Annotated in this window: 17 protein-coding genes and 1 pseudogene; 6 read left to right on the top strand and 12 right to left on the bottom strand. The window is 69.7% G+C overall.

The annotated features are described in order from the left end of the window. Positions 1 to 91: 91 nt before the first annotated feature. The 4 genes from ACSX1C_RS19335 to ACSX1C_RS19350 all read right to left on the bottom strand — a co-directional run bounded on the left by ACSX1C_RS19335 (position 92) and on the right by ACSX1C_RS19350 (position 3829). Positions 92 to 1954, bottom strand: coding sequence for a PAS domain S-box protein (locus tag ACSX1C_RS19335; protein ID WP_439887470.1), 1863 nt, complete (start codon positions 1952 to 1954; stop codon positions 92 to 94). 164 nt (positions 1955 to 2118) lie between these two features. Next, positions 2119 to 2388 carry a DUF2790 domain-containing protein gene (locus ACSX1C_RS19340; RefSeq protein ID WP_439887471.1) on the bottom strand — a complete coding sequence of 90 codons (270 nt, stop codon included), beginning with the start codon at positions 2386 to 2388 and terminating at the stop codon, positions 2119 to 2121. Positions 2389 to 2500: 112 nt separating this feature from the next. Further along, positions 2501 to 3517 carry a zinc-binding alcohol dehydrogenase family protein gene (locus ACSX1C_RS19345; protein WP_439887472.1) on the bottom strand — a complete coding sequence of 339 codons (1017 nt, stop codon included), beginning with the start codon at positions 3515 to 3517 and terminating at the stop codon, positions 2501 to 2503. 18 nt (positions 3518 to 3535) lie between these two features. Beyond that, positions 3536 to 3829, bottom strand: coding sequence for a putative quinol monooxygenase (locus ACSX1C_RS19350; protein WP_439887473.1), 294 nt, complete (start codon positions 3827 to 3829; stop codon positions 3536 to 3538). Positions 3830 to 3936: 107 nt separating this feature from the next. Here ACSX1C_RS19350 and ACSX1C_RS19355 point away from each other — a divergent pair, with 107 nt between their 5' ends. From ACSX1C_RS19355 to ACSX1C_RS19375, 5 genes and pseudogenes are all read left to right on the top strand, one after another. Beyond that, a complete protein-coding gene (locus ACSX1C_RS19355) occupies positions 3937 to 4854 on the top strand; it encodes a LysR family transcriptional regulator (protein ID WP_439887474.1) in 918 nt (305 codons plus the stop codon). Between the two features lie 81 nt (positions 4855 to 4935). Then, positions 4936 to 5322, top strand: coding sequence for a DUF2946 domain-containing protein (locus ACSX1C_RS19360; RefSeq protein WP_318643559.1), 387 nt, complete (start codon positions 4936 to 4938; stop codon positions 5320 to 5322). A gap of 137 nt (positions 5323 to 5459) precedes the next feature. Continuing rightward, complete coding sequence (locus ACSX1C_RS19365; RefSeq protein ID WP_439887475.1) at positions 5460 to 7514, top strand: TonB-dependent receptor family protein; 2055 nt, start codon at positions 5460 to 5462, stop codon at positions 7512 to 7514. A 34-nt stretch (positions 7515 to 7548) separates the two neighbouring features. Beyond that, positions 7549 to 7752, top strand: a pseudogene (locus ACSX1C_RS19370) (PepSY domain-containing protein); the annotation flags it as partial. A 75-nt stretch (positions 7753 to 7827) separates the two neighbouring features. Next, positions 7828 to 8295 (top strand): copper chaperone PCu(A)C, encoded by a 468-nt coding sequence (locus ACSX1C_RS19375; protein ID WP_439887476.1) that lies wholly within the window; start codon positions 7828 to 7830, stop codon positions 8293 to 8295. Between the two features lie 48 nt (positions 8296 to 8343). Here the strand turns inward: ACSX1C_RS19375 and ACSX1C_RS19380 are convergent, their stop codons facing one another. The 7 genes from ACSX1C_RS19380 to ACSX1C_RS19410 all read right to left on the bottom strand — a co-directional run bounded on the left by ACSX1C_RS19380 (position 8344) and on the right by ACSX1C_RS19410 (position 15110). Then, entirely contained in the window at positions 8344 to 9291 is a 948-nt protein-coding gene (locus ACSX1C_RS19380) for an adenosine deaminase (protein ID WP_439887477.1), read from the bottom strand. A gap of 169 nt (positions 9292 to 9460) precedes the next feature. Further along, positions 9461 to 10816, bottom strand: coding sequence for an 8-oxoguanine deaminase (locus ACSX1C_RS19385; protein ID WP_439887478.1), 1356 nt, complete (start codon positions 10814 to 10816; stop codon positions 9461 to 9463). Between the two features lie 134 nt (positions 10817 to 10950). Continuing rightward, the gene (locus ACSX1C_RS19390; protein WP_439887479.1) at positions 10951 to 11535 is read right to left on the bottom strand and encodes an IMPACT family protein; all 585 of its coding nucleotides are present in this window, start codon (positions 11533 to 11535) and stop codon (positions 10951 to 10953) included. Then, a complete protein-coding gene (locus ACSX1C_RS19395) occupies positions 11535 to 12203 on the bottom strand; it encodes a TetR/AcrR family transcriptional regulator (RefSeq protein WP_439887480.1) in 669 nt (222 codons plus the stop codon). The genes ACSX1C_RS19390 and ACSX1C_RS19395 overlap by 1 nt, the downstream gene beginning before the upstream one ends. 128 nt (positions 12204 to 12331) lie before the next feature. Further along, positions 12332 to 13624 carry an NTP/NDP exchange transporter gene (locus ACSX1C_RS19400; protein ID WP_439887481.1) on the bottom strand — a complete coding sequence of 431 codons (1293 nt, stop codon included), beginning with the start codon at positions 13622 to 13624 and terminating at the stop codon, positions 12332 to 12334. Between the two features lie 25 nt (positions 13625 to 13649). Next, the gene (locus ACSX1C_RS19405; protein ID WP_439887482.1) at positions 13650 to 14570 is read right to left on the bottom strand and encodes an aldo/keto reductase; all 921 of its coding nucleotides are present in this window, start codon (positions 14568 to 14570) and stop codon (positions 13650 to 13652) included. A 105-nt stretch (positions 14571 to 14675) separates the two neighbouring features. Further along, positions 14676 to 15110: a DUF411 domain-containing protein gene (locus ACSX1C_RS19410; protein ID WP_439887483.1), complete on the bottom strand. Its 435-nt coding sequence runs from the start codon at positions 15108 to 15110 to the stop codon at positions 14676 to 14678. A gap of 133 nt (positions 15111 to 15243) precedes the next feature. Between ACSX1C_RS19410 and ACSX1C_RS19415 the strand changes: the two genes are divergently transcribed. Next, the gene (locus tag ACSX1C_RS19415; protein ID WP_439887484.1) at positions 15244 to 15630 is read left to right on the top strand and encodes a DUF4345 family protein; all 387 of its coding nucleotides are present in this window, start codon (positions 15244 to 15246) and stop codon (positions 15628 to 15630) included. Positions 15631 to 15633: 3 nt separating this feature from the next. Here ACSX1C_RS19415 and trmA read toward each other — a convergent pair whose 3' ends face one another. Then, a complete protein-coding gene (gene trmA / locus ACSX1C_RS19420; protein ID WP_439887485.1) occupies positions 15634 to 16722 on the bottom strand; it encodes a tRNA (uridine(54)-C5)-methyltransferase TrmA in 1089 nt (362 codons plus the stop codon). Between the last annotated feature and the right edge of the window lie 29 nt (positions 16723 to 16751).

The raw sequence follows: 16751 nt of genomic DNA on the forward strand, positions 1-16751 counted from the left end.
TAGCCGGCGGACCCTCCGATGGGCGGTGCGGGCCTGCGCCTCGCGGCGAGTGCTGGCCCTGTTGCCGACGGGGGTACCGGCAAGGCCCCGCTCAGGCGCTGGGCCGATGGCTCGCCCATGACGACTGTTCGGTGCTGTGCTGGGCCGCCAGTCCGGCCAGCTGGGCGAAGTCGCTGGCCAGGGTGATGTCCGCGGTGCTGGGCCGCTTGGGCCTGTCGTAGTAGGTGGCCAGGGTACCGATGACCCGGCCCTGCTCATCCTTGAACGGCAGCGACCAGCAGGCATGCAGCCCGGCGGCGCCTGCTGCGGTTCGGTAGTCGCGCCAGTAGGGGTGGCTGGCGAGGTTCTCGGCGATCAGCAGTTCGCCGCTGCACGCGGCGTGGCCGCAGGCGCCGACCTCGAGTTCGGCCGGCATGCCGTCTATGGCCTCGCGATAGGCCGCGCACAGGTCGGGGGCGGCGGCGAGATGCAGGCGTCGCTGGTGGTCCTGCAGCATGATCGATACGCGCATCGGCGGGTTCAACGTCTGCAGGTGGCGGCACAGATCCTCGAGTATCCGGGCCAGCGGTCGGCGCTCGAACAGGGCTTCGAGCAGCGTGCTGCGGGCCTGTTGCAACTGTTGCTTGAGATGGTGCTCGTGGTTGTCGCGCAGGCTGCCGCTGAGGCGGTTGTCCGCCCGGCGGCGAAGTTGCAGCTCGACCCAGCGTAGCTGCCCGTGGCGGGTCAGCAGGCGGTAGTCGCCGCGCAGGGCGGCCTGTTCGCCCTGGGCGACGGCGCTTATCTGCTCGCTCAGGCGGGCGGCGTCCGCACTCTCGAAGAAGCGTGCCAGGGGGCGCCCGAGGCTTTCGTAGCCGATATAGCCGCTGAGCTGTTCCCAGGCCGGGTTGAGGAAGTCCAGGTGGCCGTCGGCATCGGTCGCGACAATCACCTCGGCCAGCTGCTCGACCAGTCCGCGGTAACTGGCTTCGCTGGCGCGCAGTCGCTCATCCAGGCGCTTGTGTTCGCTGATGTCGATATCGATGCAGTAGAGCTCCGGCTGGTCGCGGCTGTCGAGCCGCAGCGAACGGCTGGAGTAGACCCATACCGTGCTGCCGTCCTTGCGCTGCAGCGGCATTTCCCCGGCCTGGGGCGGCGGTCCGCCGAGTAGCCAGTGGTTGAGGGCGCTGGCCACCTGGTTGCGTGCCGGCAGCGGCACGATCAGGTCCTCCAGGCGCTTGCCGATCGCCTCCTGCACGCTGTAGCCGTAGAGCTGGGTGCTGGCGGCGTTCCAGTAGACCACCCGGCGCTCGCGGTCGTACCCCTGCACGGCGAGGCGCGGGGTCTGCTCGAACAGCTGGCGAAAGCGCTGCTCGCTTTCGCGCAGCGCCGCCTCGTCGCGCTTCTGGGCGCTGATGTCCTGCAGGGTGCCGAAGATCTGGCCGTCGGCGTCGACCTCGCCGCGCAGCATCAGCCAGGTAACCTGCCGCCGGTGCGGCTGGTGCAGGCGCGCGCCGATGCTCAGTGCCTGGTGCTGCACGAGGAGCGCCTGAACGGCGCGTTGCACGGCCTGGCGTTCGGCGGGATGGAGCCAGCCGAGCAGCTGCTCGAGGCTGCTGGCGGCGTTACCGGCGTCGCGTCCCAGCAGCTGCAGCGCCTCGGGGCTCCAGTGGAACTGTCCGTGGTATTCCCAGCTGCCCAGGACGGCATCGCGGCGGGCCTGTTGCAGCTGCCGCGACTGGCGCGTCAGGGCCCTCCGCAACTGCCCCTGTTCCTGACGGTCGCGGCGGACGAGGGCGAAGATCAGCAGGCCGCTACCCAGGACGAGGGTCAGGTCCTTGAGCGTCTGCAGGCGTGCGCTCAGCACGGAGTCGGAGACCGTGGCGGCCAGGAGGGCGTCGCTGGACAGTATCCAGAGGGCGCCGGACAGGGCGTAGAGGCCGGCCAGGTGCAGCGGGGTGAATCGTTCGGGTCGCATCCTTACCACCGATAAATAGGATGTTCGCGGGCGCGTGCTGGGCGTGCCGGGCACGCGCGCTGGCTGTCACTGAGCTGATTGCAGTCTAGAGGGTGGCGGCCAGGGGCGAGAGGTGTGACAGGCGCCTGGACCCAGGCCAGGCGCCAAGATAGCAGGACTGTGAATTAATTGCCGTCGTTAGCGCGTCCCAGTTCCAGATAGTTGACCTTGTGCAGCCTGCCCTGACTGTCGAGATAGGTGATGGTGGCGGGAACCACGCCGACCTTGTCCGAGTTGTCGGTGATGTGGATTACCTTGTGTACGTCCAGCTTCATACCATAGTGGTAGTCCACCGGCTCGATCTGGCTGGCGTCCTGCAGCAGCGGGGATTGTGCCAGCGCAGCAGCCGAAAAGCCGAAGGCGGCGACGAGTGCGAGGGGTATAAGGCGTTTCATCTGAGTGACCTCCTGCGTTGCCCTACATGGATATGGACGTGGCAGCACGGAGGCCGTTACGCGGCCGTCAGGCCGTTGGTCGGCATGGTCCCTGGCGGGGCCATGCCAGGACTCAGAAACCCTCGAGGACGATCTTGCCGCGGGCCTTGCCGCTCTCCAGCAGGACATGGGCGCGGCGCAGATTGGCCGCGTCGATGCGCCCGAAGTGTTCGCCGAGGGTGGTCTTCAGCACACCGGCGTCGATCAGTTCGGCGACCCGTTCCAGCAGGCGGTGCTGCTCGATCATGTCGAGGGTCTGGAACAGCGAGCGGGTGAACATCAGCTCCCAGTGCAGCGACAGGCTCTTGCGCTTGAGCGCCATGACGTCCAGCGGCTGCGCCGGGTCGTCGATCAGCGCCAGGCGGCCCTGGGGCGCCAGGACCTCGACCAGTTGCGCGTAGTGCTGGTCGGTCTGGGTCAGGCTGGCGACATGGCTGACCTGGGGCACGCCGATGCGCGCCAGCTCCTCGCCCAGCGGCTTGCTGTGGTCGATCACATGATGGGCGCCGAGTTCGCGGACCCAGGCCTGGGTCTCCGGGCGCGAGGCCGTGCCGATCACCGTCAGCCCGGTGAGCCGGCGCGCCAGCTGGGTGAGGATCGAGCCGACCCCGCCGGCGGCGCCGACGATCAGCAGGCTCTGGCCCAGGTCGGCCTTGCCCTCGACGATCTGCAGGCGCTCGAACAGCAGCTCCCAGGCGGTGATCGCGGTCAGCGGCAGGGCGGCGGCCTCGGCAAAACCCAGGCTCTTCGGCATGTGGCCGACGATCCGCTCGTCCACCAGATGCAGTTCGCTGTTGGCCCCGGCGCGGTCGATGGCGCCGGCGTAGAACACCCGGTCGCCCGGTTGGAACAGCGTCACTTCGCGGCCGACCGCCCGGACGACGCCGCTGGCGTCCCAACCGAGCACCTTGGCCTCGCCGTCCTGCGGCGCGACATGGCTGCGGATCTTGGTGTCCACCGGGTTGACCGAGATGGCCCGGACCTCCACCAGCAGGTCGTGGGGGCCCGGCTTGGGCTCGGGCAGCTGCACGTCCTGCAGCGACTCGGTCTGTTCGGCGGGCAGGGACTGGTAATAGGCGATGGCTTTCATGGGGGCTCCTCTAATGGCTCAGGCGATGCGTTGCATGAGTTGCAGGTCGACGTTCTGCAGCCACTGACCGTAGTGGCGGGTGAAGGCCAGGTAATGCGCACTGCGCTGGTGGGCGGCCAGTGCAGCGGCGTCGTGCCATTGCTCGAGCATCACGAACACCCGCGGATTGTCGCGATGGCGATGCAGGTCGTACTGCAGGCAGCCGGCTTCGGCGCGGCTGGCCGCGACCAGCAGGCGCAGGCCCGCCTCGACGGTGTCGGCCTGGCCGTCTTGGACGCCGATGGTGGCGACAAGGGTGAGCGGGGCGGGCATGGCAGGGTTCCGGTGTAGGACGGTGACCATGTTCGATTATTTGGCTGGCGAGAAAAACGGCGGAGAAGTAGAGTCTGTTTCAATATTCCTTTGAAAATGGGGCGCCCATGCTGCGTTTCGATGACCTGCAGCTGTTCGTGCGTACGGCGCAGAGCGGCAGCCTGTCCGCCGCCGCCCGCCTGCTGGACACCTCCCCGGCGGTGGCCAGCGCCGCGCTCAAGCGCCTGGAGCAGCAGCTGCAGGTGCGTCTGTTCGTGCGCTCCACCCGCAGCCTGCGCCTGACCGCGGAGGGCGAGCTGTTCCTCGAGCCTGCCCGCCAGGCCCTGCAGAGCCTGGAGCTGGGGTGCCAGCAGCTGGCCGGCAGCAAGGCCGAGATCAGCGGGCCGCTGCAGCTCTCGGCCCCCTCGGATTTCGGTCGCAACACCCTGCTGCCCTGGCTCGACGAGTTCCAGCGGGTCCATCCGCGGCTGCAGTTGCGCCTGCAACTCGGCGACCGGGTCAGCGACCTGTTCCGCGAGCCGGTGGATATCGCCCTGCGCTACGGCGCGCCGGAGGACTCCAGCCTGGTGGCTCTGCCGCTCGCCGCGGACAACCGCCGGGTGCTCTGCGCGTCCCCGGACTACCTGGCGCGCCACGGCGAGCCGCAGGGGTTGGAGGAACTGGCCCGGCACAACTGCCTGTTGTACATGCTCGGCGGTCGCTTGCATGAGCGCTGGCGCTTTTCCGACGGCCGCCGCGAGCAGAGCCTGACGGTGGCGGGCGACCGCAGCAGCGACGATGCCGACGTGGTGCGCCGCTGGGCGGTGGCCGGCTGCGGCCTGGTGTACAAGTCCTGGCTGGACGTGGCCGGCGACGTCCAGGCCGGGCGGCTCAAGGTGTTGCTGCCGCGGTGGCGGGGCGAGGCCACACCGCTCAACCTGATCTGCGCCCACCGTGCGCAGTTGAGCAAGCCGGTGCTCCTGTTGCGCGAGTTCGTCCAGGCGCGTTGCGCCGAGTTGCTGGCCAGGGCGCCCTGGCCGACCTAGGCTTGTTGCCAAGCGCACTGCGGCAATAGGCCACGTCTCGCCGCTTTGTCGTGATGCCGCCAACTGCTAGAGTCGCGCCCCATGAAACTGGCCCGTACCGACCGCTCGCTGATCGCCTGGATACTCTATTTCGGAGTTCTGTTCGGCGCGTTCGCCTGCAGCATCGGCCACGGCCAGATGGCCGGCCTGCAGCTCAGCGGCCTGGATGCGCAGTACTGCTCCTTCGAGGGCAACTTCGGTGCCGGCGCCGACCTGACCGGTTCCGGCATCGCCCCGGTCAACCCGGCCACGGGCTCGGGTTGTTCCCTCTGCTCCACCTTCGGCGCCCTGATCCTGGCGGCCTTCTTCGGCCTGCTCGGGTTGCTCGGCGCCGCCGGCCAGCGCTTCGCGCCGTCCTCGTTCGCGCCGCGCCCGCTGCGCTATCTCTGGCCCTCGGCCAACCCCCGCGCCTCCCCCTGGCTCGCCTGAGCCCGCTCTGAACCGTCGCGCCCAGGCGCCGCGGTCGACCCATAACGACATTCGAGCGATCTATTGCCGAGCGCGTCTGCCGCGTCCCTGGGCGTGGCCGGGCGCTGGCGGCACGCGTGCAACAAGGGGAGACACCCATGCGTCATCTATCCAGCCTCAGCCTGCTGGCCCTGAGCATCGGCCCGGCCTGGCTTGGCCTGGCCGGCGCGGCCCTGGCCGAGCCGGTGCAGCTGCAGGACAGCACCGTCATCGGCCGGCAGCAGCCCGACCCCACCGCCCCCACTATCGCCGAGAAGCGCGCCGATTTCGCCCGTATTCCCGGCGGCGCCGCGGTGGTCGATGCCGAGACCTACAAGAGCGGGCGCAGCAGCACCCTGCAGGACGCCCTGGGCATGGCCACCGGGGTGTTCATCCAGCCGCGCTTCGGCGCCGAAGAGGCGCGCCTGTCGATTCGCGGCTCGGGCCTGCAGCGTACCTTCCACGGTCGCGGCCTGTTGCTGCTGCAGGACGGCGCGCCGGTCAACCTGGCCGACGGCAGTTTCGATTTCCAGACCATAGAGCCGCTGGCCGCCGAGCACATCGAGGTGCTGCGGGGCGCCAACGCCTGGCGTTATGGCGCGGCCAACCTCGGTGGGGCGCTCAACTTCGTCACCCCCACCGGCAAGACGGCCCCACCGGCCAGTCTGCGGGCCGAAGGGGGCAGTTTCGGTTACCGGCGCCTGTACGGCGCCTTCGCCCAGGACTTCGGCGACTGGGACGGCTTCGTCAGCCTCGGCGACTACGCCCAGGACGGCTTTCGCGATCACGCCCGGCAGGACAGCCAGCGCTATTTCGCCAACCTCGGTGGGCGGATTAACGAGCGTCTGTCGACCCGCTTCTACCTGACCCATGTGCAGACCGACTCCGAGCTGCCGGGCAACCTGACCAAGGCGCAGCTGCGCCGCGATCCGCAGCAGGCCTCGGCCAGCAGCCGCAGTGGCGACCAGAGGCGCGACTTCGGCCTCAACCGCCTGGGCAACATCACCAGCCTGCAACTCGAGGGCGGGCACAGCCTGACGCTTTCCAGCTTCTACAGCGAGAAGTCGTTGTTCCACCCGATCTTCCAGGTGCTGGATATCGACAGCGAGGACTACGGCCTGCGCCTGGCGCACCAGTGGCGCAGCGACGACGGCTGGCGCTGGACCGGCGGCGTCGAGGCCAGCCAGGGGCGCAGCTGGGACTCGCGCTACCAGAATGTCGGCGGGCACAAGGGGCGCAAGGTCAACGAATTGCACCAGACCGCGCGCAACCTCAATACCTTCGCCGAACTGGAAGTGCCCCTGGCCGAGCGCTGGGCGTTGCTCGGCGGCCTGGCCTGGCTGCATCAGGAGCGCGACGTCGATGATCGCCTGCGGTGCAACGCTTTCGTCCCGGGTTTCTGCCTGGCCCAGGACGAGTCGTTCCAGCAGACCTATGTCGGCCGCACCGGGCGTATCGGCCTGCGCCATGACCCGGCCGAGGACGTGCAGCTGTTCGTCAGCCTCAGTCAGAGCTTCGAGCCACCGACCTTCAGCGAGCTGACCGGCGGCCAGGTGCTGAGCCAGAACGAGGCGCAGCGGGCCGACACCCTGGAGGCGGGCCTGCGTTGGTCGCGCGACTCCTTCGATCTGGACCTGGCGCTGTATCGCAGCGAGATCCGTGACGAGCTGCTGTCGCTCAACGATGCCGCCGGCAACCCCCAGGGCACGGTCAACGCCGCGCGCACCCTGCACCAGGGCATCGAGCTGGGCGGCGCCCTGCGCCTCGGCCAGCTCGTGCTGCGCGGCCAGTACCTGTTCAACGACTTCCGTTTCGACAACGACCCGGTCTACGGCGACAACCGCCTGGCCGGCATCCCGCGCCAGTTCCTCAAGGGCGAGGTGTTGTGGCAGCAGGGCGGTTGGTACGCCGGGCCGACCCTCGAGTGGGTGCCGACCCACTACAGCGTCGACCAGGCCGAAACCCTGTACACCGAGGGCTACGCCATCTGGGGGCTGAAGGGCGGCTACCGGCCTGCAGACGGCCTGGGCTTCTTCGTCGAGGGGCGCAACCTCGCGGACAAGACCTATGCCGCCACCACCGGGGTGATCGCCGATGCCCGCGGCCAGGACAGCGCACAGTTCCTCCCCGGTGACGGCCGCGCCCTGTACGCCGGCCTGGAGTGGCGGCTATGAGCCGCCGTCGAGTGACAGTCGAAGGAGTCGCGTCATGAAACAGCCTACCCCGTCCTTCTACAACCTGGCCTGGCGCTGGCATTTCTATGCCGGGCTGTTCGTCATCCCCTTCCTGATCCTGCTGTCGCTGACCGGGATCGTCTACCTGTTCAAGCCGCAGCTGGATCAGTTGATGTATCCCGAGCTGCTGCAGGTGCCGGTGGCGGAGCAGCGCCTGGACGCCGACCGCCTGCAGGAAGGCTGAGCCATGGCCGGCGCGCACGCTCGTTGTCATACCCCGCACACTTCGTTGACCACCCCAAGGAGAACCACCATGCCCATGAAAAAAGCCCTACTGCTGGCCACCCTGCTCGGCACCAGCCTGCTGGCCGGCGCCCACGAGTACGGCAGCGGCGAACTGCACATCGAACACCCCTGGTCGCGGGAGATGCCGCCGGTGGCGCCGACCGCCGCGGCCTACTTCGTGGTGCACAACAAGGGCGCCCAGGCCGACCGCCTGCTCGCCGTGCAGACCCCGGTGGCCGGCAAGGCGGAGATGCACGAGCACGTGCACGCCGACGGGCTGATGAAGATGCAGCGGGTGCAGAGCGTGGAGGTTCCGGCCGGCGGCGAGGTCAGGTTCGAGCCCATGGGCTATCACGTGATGCTGTTCGACCTCGGGCAACAGGCCAGGGACGGCGAGCGCTTCCCCCTGACCCTGACCTTCGAGAAGGCCGGTGAGGTCGAACTGGAGGTGGCGGTGCACAAGGATGCCCCCGCGCCGGCCGCGCACCAGCACTGAGGCACGGCTGCCGCCCGGCGACGACAGCGCCGAGCGGCGCCCGAAGGGCTAGACCAGGCGGGCGTCCAGGCTGTTCTGCGCCAGGCGCCGGGCCTGTTCCTCGGTCATGCCCAGGTGCTCGTGCAGGGCGGCGAAGTTCTCCCCGACGTAGCCGCCGAAGTAGGCCGGGTCGTCCGAGTTGACCGTCACCTTCACCCCGCGCTCGAGCATCGTCAGGATGTTGTGCTGGCCCATGTGCTCGAACACCCGCAGCTTGACGTTGGACAGCGGGCAGACGGTCAGGGGAATCTGCTCGTCGATGATCCGCTGCATCAGCCGCTCGTCCTCGATGGCCCGTACGCCATGGTCGATGCGCTGGATCTTCAGCAGGTCCAGGGCCTCCCAGATGTACTCGGGCGGGCCCTCCTCGCCGGCGTGGGCGACGCACAGGTAGCCCTCGCTGCGCGCCTTGGCGAACACCCGCTGGAACTTGCTCGGCGGGTGGCCCATTTCCGAGCTGTCCAGGCCCACGGCGATAAAGGCGTCGCGGAAGGGCCGGGCCTGCTCCAGGGTCTCGAAGGCCTCCTCCTCGGACAGGTGGCGCAGGAAGCTGAGGATCAGCCCCGAGCTGATGCCCAGCTGCCGCTTGCCGTCCGCGAGTGCCTGGCGAATGCCGCCGAGCACCGCCTCGAAGGGGATGCCGCGGTCGGTGTGGGTCTGCGGGTCGAAGAAGGGCTCGGTGTGCACCACGCCCTGCGCCTTGCACCGTTGCAGGTAGGCCCAGGTCAGGTCGTAGAAGTCCTGTTCCGTGCGCAGCACGTCGGCGCCCCGGTAGTAGAGGTCGAGGAACTCCTGCAGGTTGTTGAAGGCATAGGCGCCGCGCAGGCTCTCGACGTCGGGCCAGGGCAGTTCGATCTTGTTGCGTTCGGCCAGGGCGAACAGCAGCTCGGGCTCCAGGGAGCCTTCCAGGTGCAGGTGCAGTTCGGCCTTGGGCAGGGCATTGAGCCAGTCGTGCATGGGATGAGCCTCGTGTCGGGTGGGCCGGGGTTGGCCGCAGTTTAACCTGACCTCTGGGGCAGAATCTCCCGGCGCCGCGGCGATCGTTGCGGAGGACGGGCCGAGCGCAGCGCTACCCATGACGCCTGCACCTGTGCGACGGGTTGCGCCGGCCCAACCCAGCCGGGGTTCAGCCGGCGATCAGCGCCCGGGCCGCCTGGCGGTGGTCGGCGATCAGCTGGGCCAGGTCCAGGCCCTCGACCTGGCCGTCGATGACCCGCCAGGTGCCGCCGATCATCATCCGGTCGGCGCGGTCGGCGCCGCACAGCAGCAGGGCCGCGAGCGGGTCGTGACTGCCGGAGAAGCGCAGCTCGTCCAGCTTGAACAGCGCCAGGTCGGCCTGCTTGCCCACCGCCAGCTCGCCGATGTCGTCGCGCCCTAGCAGTCGGGCCGAGCCCTTGCTGGCCCAGCCCAGGGCCAGTTCGGGGGTGACCCGTTCGGCGCCGTAACGCAGGCGCTGCAGGTACAGGGCCTGGCGCGCCTCGAGGATCAGGTTGGAGGCATCGTTGGAGGCCGAGCCGTCCACGCCGAGGCCGATCGGCGCGCCAGCGGCCTGCAGGTCGAGGGTCGGGCAGATGCCCGAGGCCAGGCGCATGTTCGAGCTGGGGCAGTGGCAGATGCCGGTGCCGGCGGCGCCCAGGCGGGCGATTTCCTCGGGGTTGAAGTGGATGCCGTGGGCCAGCCAGGTGCGCGGGCCGAGCCAGCCGACGCTGTCCAGGTAGTCCACGGTGCGCTGGCCGAAGCGCTGCAGGCAGAAGTCCTCCTCGTCCAGGGTCTCGGCCAGGTGGGTGTGCAGGCGCACGTCCAGCTTGTCCGCCAGTTCGGCGCTGGCGCGCATGATCTCCGGGGTCACCGAGAAGGGCGAGCAGGGTGCCAGGGCGATCTGCACCCGGGCGCCGGCGCCGCGCTCATGGTACTGGCCGATCAGGCGCTGGCTGTCGGCGAGAATCACCTCGCCCTGCTGCACCGTCTGCTGCGGCGGCAGGCCGCCGTCGGCCTCGCCCAGGCTCATGGAGCCGCGGGTCAGCATCGCGCGCATGCCCAGCTCGCGCACCACCCCGACCTGCACGTCGATGGCGTTTTCCAGGCCGCCGGGGAACAGGTAGTGATGATCCGCCGCCGTGCTGCAGCCGGACAGCAGCAGCTCGGCCAGGGCCACCTTGGTGGCCAGGGCCAGCTTTTCCGGGGTCAGCCGCGCCCACACCGGGTACAGGGTCTTCAGCCAGGGGAACAGCGGCTGGTTGACCACCGGCGCCCAGGCGCGGGTGAGGGTCTGGTAGAAGTGGTGGTGGGTGTTGATCAGCCCCGGCAGCACCACGTGCTCGCGGGCATCGAAGACTTGGCTGCAGGGGGCTGCGGGCTGTTGCCCGGCGCCGAGCAGTTCGGCGATGCGGCCGTTCTCGATGACCAGGCCGCCGGCGGCGGACTGGTCGTTGGCGGTGAAGACGGCGAGGGGGTTCTTGATCCAGATGCGGGTGGCTGCCATGAGCAGGCTCCTCTGAGGTTGAGTTCAGGTTAGCCAGCTCAGTGTTGACCCTGTCTGCTGATCCAGGTGCGTCGGGCGACGTGGGGCGAAGATACCTGTCCGATAGGTCAGGATCAACCCCGGCCGTCGCATTGCTACAGGCGCCGCAGTTCGATGCGCCCGCGGCTGAGGCCGGCCAGCCACTGCCGCAGCTCGTCGAGCCGTACCGCGGGCAGGGCCAGTTGCAGCTCGGCGCCGCTGGCGTCGAAGCGCTCCTCCTCCAGCTGCGCCTGCAGCTCGCCCAGGCGCGCCTTGAGCAGCGGCAGCTCGGCGAAGGCGCAGTGGAAGCGGCAGCGGCTCAGCGCCACCAGCTCCACCCGCTGGCCGCCCTGCAGGCACTTGCTGGCGCTGCCGCCATAGGCGCGGGCCAGGCCGCCGGTGCCGAGCTGGATGCCGCCGTACCAGCGGATCACCAGCACCGCCACCTGGTCAAAGGCCTGGCCCTCGATGGCGGCGAGGATCGGCCGGCCGGCGGTGCCGCCGGGCTCGCCGTCGTCGTTGAAGCGGTACTGCGCACCGACCTTCCAGGCCCAGCAGTTGTGCGTGGCGCCGGGGTCGCTGGCGCCGGCGATGAAGGCTTGGGCCTCGGCCGTGCTGGTCACCGGGGCGGCCAGGGCGAGGAAGCGGCTCTTGCGGATCTCCTCGCGGTATTCGCAAGGCGCGAGCAGGGTGAAGACCATCAGGCGGTCGCGGGCGGGGTGAGGCCGCAGCCCTTGAGGATGATGCGCACCAGGTTGTCGGCGGCCTCGGCGAAGTCCTGCTTGGTCAGGCGCGAGCGGCCGGTGACCCGGCAGATCTGCGAGGCGAAGTCGGCGTAGTGCTGGGTGCTGCCCCACAGCAGGAAGATCAGGTGCACCGGGTCGATCGGGTCCATCTTGCCGGCGGCGATCCAGGTCTCGAACACCGCGGCGCGGCCGCGAAACCAGGTACGGTAGTCCTGATCGAAGTAGGCCGACAGGCACTCGCCGCCGCCGATCACCTCCATGGCGAAGATCCGCGAGGCCTTGGGGTAGCGGCGGGAAAACTCCAGCTTGGCGCGGATGTAGCGGTCCAGGGCCTCGGCCGGGTCGTCGTCGACGGTGAGGCTGTTGAAGGTGCTGTCCCACAGCTCGAGGATGTTGCTCAGCACCGCCAGGTACAGCCCCAGCTTGCTGCTGAAGTAGTAGTGCAGGTTGGCCTTGGGCAGGCCGACGGTCTGGGCGATGGTGTTCATGCTGGTGCCCTTGAAGCCGTGGCGGGCGAACTCCTCCTCGGCGGCGGCGAGGATCGCCTCCTCGTTCTTCTGGCGGATGCGCCCGGCGGGCTTGTCGGCGGGATTGGCGCTGTGCGCGGGTACTGCAAGGGTCATAGGCGATACCGGAGTGTGCATGGAGCGGGGGCAGTGCACTGATAACCCAGAGGGGGCGAGAGTGACAAGCGCGGCGGCGGAAAAAGCGGCAGTGGATATGGAGATGTCGCGATCAGAACCGGCGGCGCTCATGGGCCCTGGCGCTGGCCGTAGGCGGCCGGCTCGCGGCGTCCGCCCAGGTACCAGCCCAGCGCAGCCCAGACGGCGGCCAGCACGGCGCCGGCCAGGGCGGCGACCAGCGTGCCCTGGGCCAGGCCGTCGAGCAGCGCCTTGAGCCAGGCGCTGAGGGCGTCGCCGCCGCGATAGACCAGGGTGTCGATGACGTTCTTGGCCTTGTACTTGCTGTGCGCGTCCAGCGGGGCGAAGAGCATCTCCCGGCCGGGGCGGACGAAGGCGTACTCGCCGACCCGGCGCAGGATCATCAGGGCCGCCAGCATGGCGAAGGTCGGCGCCAGGGCCAGGCCGAGGAAGCCCAGGCACACCAGCAGCGGCACCCCGGCCAGCAGCGCGCGCAGGCCGAGCTTCTGCGCGACCCGCCCGGTGACGAACAGCTGGGCCAGCAACGACAGCGCCTGCACGGCGAAGTCGAGCAGGCCGAACACGCGCACCTGCTGGATCGGGTCGGGGAAGGTCTGCTGTACCAGGCGCGCCTGTTCGAAGTAGAGGAAGGTGCTGGCGCTGGCCAGCAGGACGACGAAGACGGCGATGCCCAGCAGGTAGGGCGAGGTCAGCACCCGGCCGATGCCGCTGAAGGGGTTGCCCGGCACCGGCTCGCGCGGGTGCTCGCTGGGCGGCGCGCCGGGGCGTCCGGCGCCGCCGACCGCGCGCCAGGCCATCAGCCGGCGCTTGCCTGTCAGCGCGCCGCCCAGCAGCCCGGCGGCGCAGAGCAGCAGGCCGCTATGGCCGATGGTGCCTATCAGCAGGGTGCCCAGTGCCGGGCCCGCCAGGCCGCCGCTGCTGGCGCCGGCGGCGATGAAGGCGAACAGGCGGCGCGCCTGGGCGGCATCGAACACGTCGGCCATCAGGCTCCAGGCCACCGACACCACGAACAGGTTGTAGACCGACAGCCAGACGTAGAACAGCCGCGCCAGCCACACCGAGTCGCCTTGGGCGAAGGCCGCGGCGAAGGCCAGCAGGTTGAGGACGAACAGGCTGTACACCCAGTCGACATAGCGCGAGCGCGGCACCCTGGAATTGAGCCAGGCGAACAGCGGGACGGCCACCAGCATGAGCACGAAGGTGGCGCTGAACAACCACTGCAGGTGCTCCACGCCACCGCGGATGCCCATCGCCTCGCGGATCGGCCTGAGCATGAAGTAGCCGCTGAACAGGCAGAACAGCAGGGCGAAGCCGCTCAGGGCCGCACGCAACTCGGCCGGTTCGGCATTGATGCTGGCGGCCAGGCGCTGGGCGGGCGTCATGGCGCCTCCGAGGTGCGGCCCGGGCTCAGGCGAAGGCCCGGGCGATCCGCTCGCGCAGCGCCGCGTCCGGCAGGCGGCCCCGGCCCGCGCCGAGGTTGTCGGCCATGTAGTGGGCCTTGGAGGTGGCGGGGATGGCCACGGTCACCGCCGGATGGGCGAGGATGAACTTGAGCAGCAGCTGGGCCCAGGAGTCGGCGTCGACCTCCGCCGCCCAGTCCGGCAGCGGCCGGCCGCGCACCCGCTGGAACAGCTGGCCGCGGGCGAAGGGCCGGTTGATCAGGGTGGCGATGCCGCGGTCGGCGCAATAGGGCAGCAGGCGCCGCTCGGCGTTGCGCTCGGCCACCGAATAGTTGAGCTGGACGAAGTCCACCGGCTCCTTGGCCAGCACCGCCAGCAGGTCGTCGTGGGCCGCCTCGCGGTAGTGGGTGATGCCGATGTAGCGCACCTTGCCCTGGGCCTTCAGTTCGCGCAGCAGGGCCAGCTGGGTGCGGGTGTCCTGCAGGTTGTGCACCTGCATCAGGTCGATCCGCTCGCTCTGCAGGGCGCGCAGGCTGGCCGCAAACTGCGCCAGGCCGCGTTCGCGGCCATGGGCCGAGACCTTGCTGGCGAGAAAGGCCCGGGCCTGGCTGCCGGTGCGCTGCAGCAGGGCGCCGGTGACGGCCTCGGCGTTGCCGTAGCTGGGCGCGGTGTCGATCAGGCGACCGCCGCCCTCGATAAAGGTGCCCATCACCTGCTCCAGGGGCGCGAGGCTGGCGTCGTCGAGGCGCACGTGGAAGGTACGCGAGGTGCCCAGGCCTATGGCCGGCAGCGCCTCGCCGCTGGCGGGAATCGTCCGCTGCAGCAGGCCGCCGGGTTCCTGGGCGAAGGTGCGTGGCAGCAGGGGCAGGGTGGCGGCGAGGCCGAGCAGACGGGCGCCGCGCTGGATGAACTGACGGCGGCTGGGCATGGGGCCTCCGGGACGCGTTGGACGGGGCCGGCGCAGGCGCCCACCCTGCGGGAGCGCGCACGCCTCAAACTAGGAGCATAGTCCCCGTGGCGCGGCGCTGCCCCTTCAGTTGCCCGGGTAGTCGCTCAGCACCTGCTCCTCCCCGCGAGCATCCAGGCCGATCACCTGGTAGGCGTCGCGGACATTGCCGCGCTCCATGCCGGGCGAGCCGGTCGGCATGCCGGGCACGGCGGCGCCGAGCAGGTCGGGGCGCTGGCGCAGCTTGAGGATGTCGGCCGCCGGTACATGGCCCTCGACGAACTGGCCGTCGATCAGCCCGGTGTGGCAGGACGACAGGCGCGGCGGCACGCCCAGGCGCTGCTTGACCGCGCCCATATCGGTCTCGACATGGTCGACGACCGCGAAGCCGTTGGCTTGCAGGTGGTCGATCCAGGCCTTGCAGCAGCCGCAGTTGGGGTCGCGGTGCACGTCGATGGTCAGGGGCTCGGCGGCCTGGGCCAGACCGGCGAACAGCCCGGCAAGCAGTAGGACTCGGCGCATTTTGGAAGGCTCCGTACAGGGTCGATGCGCCAGGATAACGCCGCCGCCGCGTCGACCCCAGCTGCCGGCTGTTTCCGGATATGCCGGGCAGGACCTATGCTGCTGGCATCAAGCCATGGGATGGGAGCTGTCGATGCGGTTGGCGCGCGTGATCTTGGTGGTGCAAATCCTGGCCCTGGGCGGCTTCGGCCTGGCCTATTTCATCCGGCCCCACGAAATGGCCAACCTCAGCGGCATGCTGTTGCTGGCACCCGCCGCGGCCACCGACGTGCGCGCCTACTATGGCGGCCTGCAACTCGGCCTTGCGGCCTATCTGCTGCTGGCCCTGGCGCGCCTGGAGCTGATCCGCGGCGCGCTGACCCTGCTGGTGCTGCTGTACAGCGCCCTGGCCCTGGCGCGCATCGGCGGCCTGTGGCTGGACGGCGGTGCCCAGCAGACCTTCAACCTGGCGGCGCTGCTGCTGGAAGCGGTCTCGGCCGGGCTGGCCTTCTGGGCGCTGCGCGGCCTGAACCGACTCTAGCGCTCAGCGCCGTTCCAGCAGCACCCCCGCTTCCATGTGGTGGGTATAGGGGAACTGGTCGAACAGGGCGCAGCGGGTCACCTTGTGGGTGTCGTCGAGCTGGGCGATGTTGGCGGCCAGGGTCTCGGGGTTGCAGGAGATGTAGAGGATGCGCTGGAAGTGCCGGGTCAGCTCGCAGGTGTCCGGGTCCATGCCGGCGCGCGGCGGGTCGACGAACACGCTGCCGAAGTCGTAGCTCTTCAGGTCGACATCGGCCAGGCGGCGGAACGGTCGCACCTCGTTGAGCGCCTGGGTCAGTTCCTCGGCGGACAGGCGCACCAGGGTCACGTTGTCCACGCCGTTGCCTTCCAGGTTGGCCAGGGCGGCGTTCACCGAGCTCTTGCTGATCTCGGTGGCCAGCACCTTGCGCACCCGGGTGGCCAGGGGCAGGGTGAAGTTGCCGTTGCCGCAGTACAGCTCCAGCAGGTCGTCGTCGCGCTGGCCGAGCGCCTCGAAGGCCCAGCCGAGCATCTTCTGGCACACCTCGCCGTTGGGCTGGGTGAAGGCGCCTTCGGGCTGGCGATAGCGGAAGGTGCGACCGGCCACCTCGAGCTCTTCCTCCACATAGTCCTTGCCGACGACGATGCGCTTGCCCCGCGAGCGGCCGACCAGGCTGACGCCCAGCTCGGCCGCCAGCTTCTCGGCCTCGGCCTGCCAGGCCGCGTCCAGCGGCCGGTGGTAGCACAGGGTGATCAGCGCATCGCCGGCCAGGGTGGTGAGGAATTCGACCTGGAACAGCTTGAAGCCCAGCGCCTGGCTGGCCTGCCAGGCGGCCTTCAGGCGCGGCATCAGCGCGTTGATCCGCGCGCTGGCGATGGGGAAGTCGTCCAGCAGGATGGGTGCGTGCTTGTCGCCGGCCTCGAACATGGCGTAGTGGCGATCCTCGCCCTCGCGCCACAGGCGGAACTCGGCGCGCAGGCGGTAGTGCTCGCGAGGCGAGTCGAAGACCTCCGGCGCGGGGGCGGCGAACGGCGCCAGCAGCTCGCTCAGGCGCTGCGTCTTGGCGTCGAGTTGGGCGGCATAGGTGGCGGGATCGAACTGGGGACGGCTCATGGACTACTCGACGGGTTCTACGGCTGAAA

The sequence above is a fragment of the Pseudomonas sp. MBLB4123 genome (assembly GCF_051904775.1).
Taxonomy (GTDB): domain Bacteria; phylum Pseudomonadota; class Gammaproteobacteria; order Pseudomonadales; family Pseudomonadaceae; genus Aquipseudomonas; species Aquipseudomonas benzenivorans_B.

Bases quoted from the DNA above. Each gene is read 5' to 3' on its own strand.
- ACSX1C_RS19335 (WP_439887470.1), bottom strand. From the start codon at position 1,954: ATGCGACCCGAACGATTCACCCCGCTGCACCTGGCCGGCCTCTACGCC.
- ACSX1C_RS19340 (WP_439887471.1), bottom strand. From the start codon at position 2,388: ATGAAACGCCTTATACCCCTCGCACTCGTCGCCGCCTTCGGCTTTTCG.
- ACSX1C_RS19345 (WP_439887472.1), bottom strand. From the start codon at position 3,517: ATGAAAGCCATCGCCTATTACCAGTCCCTGCCCGCCGAACAGACCGAG.
- ACSX1C_RS19350 (WP_439887473.1), bottom strand. From the start codon at position 3,829: ATGCCCGCCCCGCTCACCCTTGTCGCCACCATCGGCGTCCAAGACGGC.
- ACSX1C_RS19355 (WP_439887474.1), top strand. From the start codon at position 3,937: ATGCTGCGTTTCGATGACCTGCAGCTGTTCGTGCGTACGGCGCAGAGC.
- ACSX1C_RS19360 (WP_318643559.1), top strand. From the start codon at position 4,936: ATGAAACTGGCCCGTACCGACCGCTCGCTGATCGCCTGGATACTCTAT.
- ACSX1C_RS19365 (WP_439887475.1), top strand. From the start codon at position 5,460: ATGCGTCATCTATCCAGCCTCAGCCTGCTGGCCCTGAGCATCGGCCCG.
- ACSX1C_RS19375 (WP_439887476.1), top strand. From the start codon at position 7,828: ATGCCCATGAAAAAAGCCCTACTGCTGGCCACCCTGCTCGGCACCAGC.
- ACSX1C_RS19380 (WP_439887477.1), bottom strand. From the start codon at position 9,291: ATGCACGACTGGCTCAATGCCCTGCCCAAGGCCGAACTGCACCTGCAC.
- ACSX1C_RS19385 (WP_439887478.1), bottom strand. From the start codon at position 10,816: ATGGCAGCCACCCGCATCTGGATCAAGAACCCCCTCGCCGTCTTCACC.
- ACSX1C_RS19390 (WP_439887479.1), bottom strand. From the start codon at position 11,535: ATGGTCTTCACCCTGCTCGCGCCTTGCGAATACCGCGAGGAGATCCGC.
- ACSX1C_RS19395 (WP_439887480.1), bottom strand. From the start codon at position 12,203: ATGACCCTTGCAGTACCCGCGCACAGCGCCAATCCCGCCGACAAGCCC.
- ACSX1C_RS19400 (WP_439887481.1), bottom strand. From the start codon at position 13,624: ATGACGCCCGCCCAGCGCCTGGCCGCCAGCATCAATGCCGAACCGGCC.
- ACSX1C_RS19405 (WP_439887482.1), bottom strand. From the start codon at position 14,570: ATGCCCAGCCGCCGTCAGTTCATCCAGCGCGGCGCCCGTCTGCTCGGC.
- ACSX1C_RS19410 (WP_439887483.1), bottom strand. From the start codon at position 15,110: ATGCGCCGAGTCCTACTGCTTGCCGGGCTGTTCGCCGGTCTGGCCCAG.
- ACSX1C_RS19415 (WP_439887484.1), top strand. From the start codon at position 15,244: ATGCGGTTGGCGCGCGTGATCTTGGTGGTGCAAATCCTGGCCCTGGGC.
- trmA (WP_439887485.1), bottom strand. From the start codon at position 16,722: ATGAGCCGTCCCCAGTTCGATCCCGCCACCTATGCCGCCCAACTCGAC.